This is a genomic window from Bacillus sp. RZ2MS9 (assembly GCF_001816185.2).
Classification (GTDB): domain Bacteria; phylum Bacillota; class Bacilli; order Bacillales; family Bacillaceae_G; genus Bacillus_A; species Bacillus_A cereus.
Genome location: NZ_CP049978.1, coordinates 287,501 through 295,000, shown reverse-complemented (window position 1 = coordinate 295,000; position 7,500 = coordinate 287,501). Strand labels below are relative to the sequence as shown.

Genomic DNA, 7,500 nt, shown 5'->3' with positions numbered 1-7,500 from the left:
AACCTACCCTCTTTACGAACTAATTTTCTTAGACGATGCCTCCACTGATCATAGCGTATCAACTTTTAAAAAGCTGCTTTCAAAAGAAAATAAGACCCACCTGAAGGTTCAACAGATTATTAATGATAAAAACTCTGGTTCTGTATTTAAACAATGGATAAAAGGAGTCTCTGCAGCAACTGGTGATTATATTTGGATCGCAGAGGCCGATGACTTATGCGATAAGACATTTTTACAAGAGGTGATACAGGGGTTTTATATAAATAACAATATTACCTTAAGTTACACACAATCAAAACAAATAGATGAACAAGGAAATGTATTGGCTAATCATTATTTAAATTACACAAATGATATCGATAAAGAAAAATGGAAAGCCCCCTATTTTCGAAAAGGCGTCGAAGAAATACAAGATACGTTACTTATCAAAAACACTATACCTAATGTTTCAAGTGTAGTTTTTAAAAATATAGATATGAAGAAAACGGAAAAACAGTTAGAGAAGTTCAAAATAGCTGGCGACTGGTTCTTCTATGTTTCTCTTCTTACAGAGGGAGATATTTACTTCAATCCAGCCCCCTTAAACTATCATAGACGACATTTAAATAGCGTAACGAGAACAGAAGATTCATACTCCCATTACAATGAAGTTGTGCAAATGCAAAATTTCATTAAAGAAAAATTTACTATCGACGACATTTCTAAAATGAAAATGTATACATATAGAAAGTATCTTAAAACATACTTAAAAATTTAAACGTGTGCTTTCTATGCCATCAATATCTCTTGTAAGGCGCTACTATTATTTAAGGGGGAATACTCTTTGAAAGACTTTATAGAGGAACATAAAGATTTAATTTCTCAAATCGCACACAGCTATAATGTAAATGCAAGTATCCATCCTGAGGATCATATCTTTCAGTTCATTGTCACTAATCCCGTCTTCCCATCAAAAAAAGAAGCGATAGATTATTACTTTAAAGATGGGCAAAACTCAGCACAAATACTCTTAAACTTAATTACTTCCCTTTATCCTCCTACAGTCAATCCAATTAAATTGTTAGAATTTGCATCCGGATACGGCTGCGTAACACGTCATTTATTAAATCTACAAGCGAATTTGAGTATAACCGCTTGCGATATACACGAAGAGGCTATTTCCTTTATTGAAAACAAATTAAATAATTCTTCTATATTATCTCATCCTGAGCCTGAACAGTTAAAATTGGACTCCTCTACGTACGATATCGTTTTTTGTCTATCCTTTTTCTCTCATATGCCTGATACAACTTGGTTTCGTTGGCTGCAAACATTGTATAACGCTGTTTCACCTGGTGGTTTATTCATTTTCACAACCCATGGCTATCAAAGCAAAAAATACTTCGGGTTTCCAAATTTAAATGAAAAGGGCTATTGGTTTCTCTCTTCTAGTGAACAATTCGATTTAGATGTGAATCAATACGGACAAACGATAGTTAGTCCCTCTTACGTGTGTGACAAAATTAAATTATTACCCCATAACCCAATTATCAAAAAGTATACTGAAGGATTTTGGTGGGAACATCAAGACCTTTGGGTTATAGAAAAAGAAGTAAATTAATAACCCACGCTCTGCTTATATACAAGTAGAGTGTGGGTTATTATTTTTTACTATATAAGAACTCTTCAATCCATAGCTTATTTAATCTAATCCCATGTTTAAAATCTATTTTAGGTTCCCAATTCAATTCTTGTTTTACCTTATCAATATTTAAAATGATTTTTTGAACGTTCTCTTGTTTTTGTTTGTAACAGATAAAATCCACTTTTCTTTCTGTTATTTTCTCTAATTCTACTATAATTCGTTTTAAAGAAAGACCTTTGCCACTCCCTATGTTGTATACGCAAGATTTCAATTGATTTAATTGTGCTAGTTGTATAGTAATTTCAACTAAATCATCGATATAAATATAATCTCTAATAATTTCCTCCGGATTCCCATATATATGAATCCTTTCATTACTGAGATGCTGGTACAAAAAACAATTTATCGCCCCTACTTTTTTTAAGGGGTTTTGGTATTTTCCATACGGATTAGAATATCTACATACAACATAATCTATTCCATATTTTCTCTTATAAAAATACAAATAATTCTCCAGCGAAACTTTTGTTATTCCATACGGGGAAAGTGGTCTTAATGGATGTTTCTCATCAATAGGCAAATATTCAGGTTCACCATAAACTGTGCCTCCCGAAGAAGCCAATATAATTTTTTTAATACGAAAATCTTTAACACTTTCCATGAAATTAAGAAAAAATAGACTGCTATTAATATCACCGAAAACATCTTCAATTGAAGTTGCTACGTTAGACGTCGCAGCTAAATAAATAATAATATCTATATTCACTAAAGCCTTATATATATCCTCAACATTTTCTAAATCACCTTTAATAAATTCAACTTCACTTACAATATTTTGAGGAAAATTATTTATATGTCTGGAAAATACTTTTACATTTTGCCCCTGTTTCAATAAACCCAATGCGAGGTTGATACCAATGAAACTATTTCCACCTACTATTAAATAATTATTCTTCCTCATAATATCATCTCTCTAGTAATAAATTTTTCCTATTGTCAAACTTAAAAATATACACAAATAAACTGGATCATTTTGATTATTCATCCTCTTATCATTGTATGTTTGTTATAAAATTTCATTATCTTTATTTTCTATTTTCATTTTAGAATAGCTTCCTTATTCAGGTTGACTGCAAAAACACTCATAATATTTACTCATCCCCATGAATATATTTAATAAACAATCCTCACTTGTTTACCCCATAAAAAAGCTTCTACATACACAAAGTTCTCAAAAAAGGAGCGCTAAACTCATGAAAAATATAAATCAAGAACTTTTAAATCATGTAATCCTACATAAAGATCGAATTCCGCATTACCATAAAGACTTTCCCCTTATACTATTTTGGAGTCATAGAAGCGGATGCACCTCATTAGCTAATTGGTTCTTTTTTCAAATTGGATTATTTACTGAAGCAAAGAAATACAATGACTTTATTCATTACTATGAGTTCTGGGTGTATAAAAACAGTACAAATTACATTCAACAATTACAAAATAGTCTTCTAGAGGCTAAAAAAAATGTTTGTAAACTTGTACGAAATCCTTATACAAGAGCTGTCAGCTCATTTTTATTACTTGCTGACAATCCATATGCTAGCCCACAATGGGAAAGCATCCGTCATTATTTTTATAATGATAAATATAGTAATCAAGGAATATCATTTAAACAATTTTTATATTACGTTCAGGCATTCGGTTCCAATTCCCTATCATTAGATATACATTTTAGTCAACAATACGTCCCTGGTGAAGAAAACTTCATTCAATGCTATATTCCTTTAGAAGATTTTAATACACAAATCACTAAGATAGAACACATGTACGATTTAACAAAATCTAATTTAGCACTTCTTACAAATTCAGATCATCATCGCGCTCACAAGATGATTTATGCAGGAAGCTATGCAGAACTTAGCATTACAGATCCAGGCTTTCCCCGATTTCCAACATACGAAAGCTTTTATGATAAAGAAACTATGGACTTAGTTACAGAAATATACGCACAGGATTTTGAAATGTACCCATACACGAAAGGGATATTTTAAGTCTATACATTTTCCCACGAATAAAAGCTGATACATCGCATAGCATAAAGTGAAACTTTAATTCGAGTGGGAGTTAATTATTCTCTTTCCCTAATCGTAATTTTAAGAGATACCTAACTTTCACCCATTTCCTTTGATTTCGCTGATTGTTGACGTGTATCATACTTTCCATACATAGATTGCATTTATTAACATAGGAGGGATATCGTGTGGAAATCAATTTGAAACACAATAATGGGTACTGCGTTATTTGCGAAAAGAAAGCTACATTTATAGAGCATAATGATTGGCTTAGAGATCATTATTTATGTTCTACATGTAACTCTATACCAAGGCAGCGAGCTTTAATCCATGCTTTACATACATTTTTTCCAAAATGGTGTTCCTATAATATTCACGAATCCTCTCCTGGAGGAATTACGACTCAGCTACTATTAAAAAACTGTAAAAACTATACTTATTCTCAATACTTTAAAAATTATCCTCTTGGCCAATACTTTCAAGGTATTAGATGTGAGAACTTAGAAGACATGACTTTTGAAAATGAATCTTTTGATTTATTCATTACTCAAGACGTTTTTGAGCATGTAATGACGCCAAACAAAGCCTTTAAAGAAATAGAACGAGTATTAAAACCTGGCGGTGCTCATGTATTTACTGTCCCTTGGTATCATACACTCACAAAAACTGTGCAAAGAGCAAGAATGAATAAAGAGGTGATTGAATATATTGAAGAGCCCATTTATCATGGAAACCCTATTGATGAGAATGGATCTTTAGTAACGTTCGATTGGGGGCAGGATATGATTGAATATATTTATACACATGCAAACATGTATACAATTGTTTATTTACAAAAGGATAGATCACTAGGGCTAGATGCTGAATTTTTACATGTTTTTATTAGTAAAAAATGTGTAAAAAATTTCTAAATACTATATAATTCAGTGATTTAATAAATCACTAGTAACTTCCCACTACTTGAACTACGAATAACATAAGGGGGATATAACTTGAAAATAATCGCTTTTTACTTACCACAATTCCATCAAATTAAAGAAAATGATCGATGGTGGGGGAAAGGATTTACTGAATGGACAAATACTAAAAGTGCACGACCTTTATTTTCAGGACATTATCAACCTAGGGAACCTTATCAAGATTTTTATTACGACTTAACTACCCCCTCCGTAAGAAAGTGGCAAGCAAAAATCGCTAAAGCATACGGTATATATGGTTTTTGTTATTATCATTACTGGTTTAAGGGAAAAAGACTATTAGAAACACCCTTTAATGAGGTACTAAAGATGAAAGAACCTGACTTCCCTTTTTGTCTTTCTTGGGCAAATGAACCATGGACAAAATCTTGGGATGGTCTCGATAAACATATATTAATGCCTCAAGACTACGGAGATATATCTGATTGGAAGGAACACTTTGATTATTTATTACAGGCTTTCCAAGATGAGAGATATATTTATATAGATGATAAACCTCTATTCATTATTTATCGTCCAGGACATATTCCTGATTGTGAAAAAATGCTTAATTACTGGAATGCATTAGCGCGAGAAAATGGTTTAAAAGGTATATACTTTGCTGAAACATTAAACAGTTTTCCACTACCTAATATAAATGGATTCGATGCTAGCATTCAGTTTGAACCTTTCTATACAATTGCCCATGATAGCTCTTCAGACATAAATAAGGTAATATATGATTCTGATATGCAATTAAACGTTTGGGACTACGATAAAGTATGGATGTATATATTACAACGATCGCTCCCAAAGAAAAAAACATTTCCTGGTGCTTTTGTTGATTGGGATAATACTGCACGACGTAAAAACGCGAATAGCAGCATCTTTGTAGGTTCTACCCCTGAAAAGTTCACCATATATTTAAGCAAGCAAATTCATCGGACTTACTCTTTTTATAACAGCGAGTTTTTATTTATTAACGCATGGAACGAGTGGGCGGAAGGAACTTACTTAGAGCCAGATAAAAAATATGGATTTTCTTATTTAGAAGGGGTTAAAAATGCAATTGATAGAGGTATGAAAGCATACAAAAAAGACGAGTCATTCTGACTCGTCTTAAAGTTGCTTGGCGACGTCCTACTCTCACAGGGACAAGGTCCCAACTACCATCGGCGCTAGAGAGCTTAACTTCCGTGTTCGGTATGGGAACGGGTGTGACCTCTCTGCCATCATCACCAAACTATTGAAGGCATATTCCTTCAAAACTAGATAACATTTGCTACATATTATATGGTTAAGTCCTCGATCTATTAGTATTCGTCAGCTCCACATGTCACCATGCTTCCACCTCGAACCTATCAACCTGATCATCTTTCAGGGATCTTACTAGCTTACGCTATGGGAAATCTCATCTTGAGGGGGGCTTCATGCTTAGATGCTTTCAGCACTTATCCCTTCCGCACATAGCTACCCAGCTATGCCCTTGGCAGAACAACTGGTACACCAGCGGTGCGTCCATCCCGGTCCTCTCGTACTAAGGACAGCTCCTCTCAAATTTCCTACGCCCACGACGGATAGGGACCGAACTGTCTCACGACGTTCTGAACCCAGCTCGCGTACCGCTTTAATGGGCGAACAGCCCAACCCTTGGGACCGACTACAGCCCCAGGATGCGATGAGCCGACATCGAGGTGCCAAACCTCCCCGTCGATGTGGACTCTTGGGGGAGATAAGCCTGTTATCCCCGGGGTAGCTTTTATCCGTTGAGCGATGGCCCTTCCATGCGGAACCACCGGATCACTAAGCCCGACTTTCGTCCCTGCTCGACTTGTAGGTCTCGCAGTCAAGCTCCCTTATGCCTTTGCACTCTACGAATGATTTCCAACCATTCTGAGGGAACCTTTGGGCGCCTCCGTTACACTTTAGGAGGCGACCGCCCCAGTCAAACTGCCCACCTGACACTGTCTCCCGGGTCGATAAGACCCGTAGGTTAGAATTTCAATACAGTCAGGGCGGTATCCCACCAGCGCCTCCACCGAAGCTAGCGCTCCGGTTTCAATGGCTCCCGCCTATCCTGTACAAACTGTACCAAAATTCAATATCAGGCTACAGTAAAGCTCCACGGGGTCTTTCCGTCCTGTCGCGGGTAACCTGCATCTTCACAGGTACTATAATTTCACCGAGTCTCTGGTTGAGACAGTGCCCAAATCGTTACACCTTTCGTGCGGGTCGGAACTTACCCGACAAGGAATTTCGCTACCTTAGGACCGTTATAGTTACGGCCGCCGTTTACTGGGGCTTCAGTTCAGAGCTTCGCTTACGCTAACCCCTCTCCTTAACCTTCCAGCACCGGGCAGGTGTCACCCCCTATACTTCGCCTTACGGCTTCGCAGAGAGCTGTGTTTTTGCTAAACAGTCGCTTGGGCCTATTCACTGCGGCTTTCCGTTAAGAAAGCACCCCTTCTCCCGAAGTTACGGGGTCATTTTGCCGAGTTCCTTAACCAGAGTTCTCTCGCACACCTTAGGATTCTCTCCTCGCCTACCTGTGTCGGTTTGCGGTACAGGCACCTTTTATCTCGCTAGAAGCTTTTCTTGGCAGCGGGGAATCAAAGACTTCGCTCCATAAGGAGCTTCCCCATCACAGCTCAGCCTTTATGATAAGCGGATTTGCCTACTTATCAGCCTAACTGCTTGGACGTGCACAACCAATCGCACGCTTCTTCTATCCTTCTGCGTCCCTCCATTGCTCAAACGATAAAGAGGTGGTACAGGAATATCAACCTGTTGTCCATCGCCTACGCCTGTCGGCCTCGGCTTAGGTCCTGACTAACCCTGAGCGGACGAGCCT

General features: G+C 36.7%; 6 protein-coding genes and 2 rRNA genes (2 of these 8 only partly in view). 5 read left to right on the top strand and 3 right to left on the bottom strand.

What is annotated here, in order from left to right:
* A protein-coding gene (locus BHV55_RS01650) for a glycosyltransferase (protein WP_070757069.1) crosses the window boundary here: on the top strand, window positions 1-757 show its 3' portion. It extends 1,175 nt beyond the left edge of the window; 757 of the gene's 1,932 nt are visible here — the last part of the coding sequence; its start codon lies off the left edge, out of view; it ends in the stop codon at window positions 755-757.
* A gap of 66 nt (window positions 758-823) precedes the next feature.
* The gene (locus BHV55_RS01645) at window positions 824-1,600 is read left to right on the top strand and encodes a class I SAM-dependent methyltransferase (protein ID WP_000651241.1); all 777 of its coding nucleotides are present in this window, start codon (window positions 824-826) and stop codon (window positions 1,598-1,600) included.
* Between the two features lie 40 nt (window positions 1,601-1,640).
* On the opposite strand, the gene BHV55_RS01640 is transcribed toward BHV55_RS01645, so the two are convergent.
* Window positions 1,641-2,585: an NAD-dependent epimerase/dehydratase family protein gene (locus tag BHV55_RS01640; RefSeq protein ID WP_001230832.1), complete on the bottom strand. Its 945-nt coding sequence runs from the start codon at window positions 2,583-2,585 to the stop codon at window positions 1,641-1,643.
* Between the two features lie 292 nt (window positions 2,586-2,877).
* Between BHV55_RS01640 and BHV55_RS01635 the strand changes: the two genes are divergently transcribed.
* From BHV55_RS01635 to BHV55_RS01625, 3 genes are all read left to right on the top strand, one after another.
* Window positions 2,878-3,672, top strand: a complete 795-nt coding sequence (locus tag BHV55_RS01635) for a sulfotransferase family 2 domain-containing protein (protein ID WP_070757070.1) — start codon at window positions 2,878-2,880, stop codon at window positions 3,670-3,672.
* A 209-nt stretch (window positions 3,673-3,881) separates the two neighbouring features.
* Window positions 3,882-4,604 (top strand): class I SAM-dependent methyltransferase, encoded by a 723-nt coding sequence (locus tag BHV55_RS01630; protein ID WP_000405114.1) that lies wholly within the window; start codon window positions 3,882-3,884, stop codon window positions 4,602-4,604.
* Between the two features lie 81 nt (window positions 4,605-4,685).
* Window positions 4,686-5,762: a glycosyltransferase WbsX family protein gene (locus tag BHV55_RS01625; RefSeq protein ID WP_000690999.1), complete on the top strand. Its 1,077-nt coding sequence runs from the start codon at window positions 4,686-4,688 to the stop codon at window positions 5,760-5,762.
* A gap of 14 nt (window positions 5,763-5,776) precedes the next feature.
* Here the strand turns inward: BHV55_RS01625 and rrf are convergent.
* Window positions 5,777-5,892 (bottom strand): 5S ribosomal RNA (gene rrf, locus BHV55_RS01620).
* A gap of 50 nt (window positions 5,893-5,942) precedes the next feature.
* Window positions 5,943-7,500 (bottom strand): 23S ribosomal RNA (locus tag BHV55_RS01615) (it continues 1,365 nt past the right edge of the window).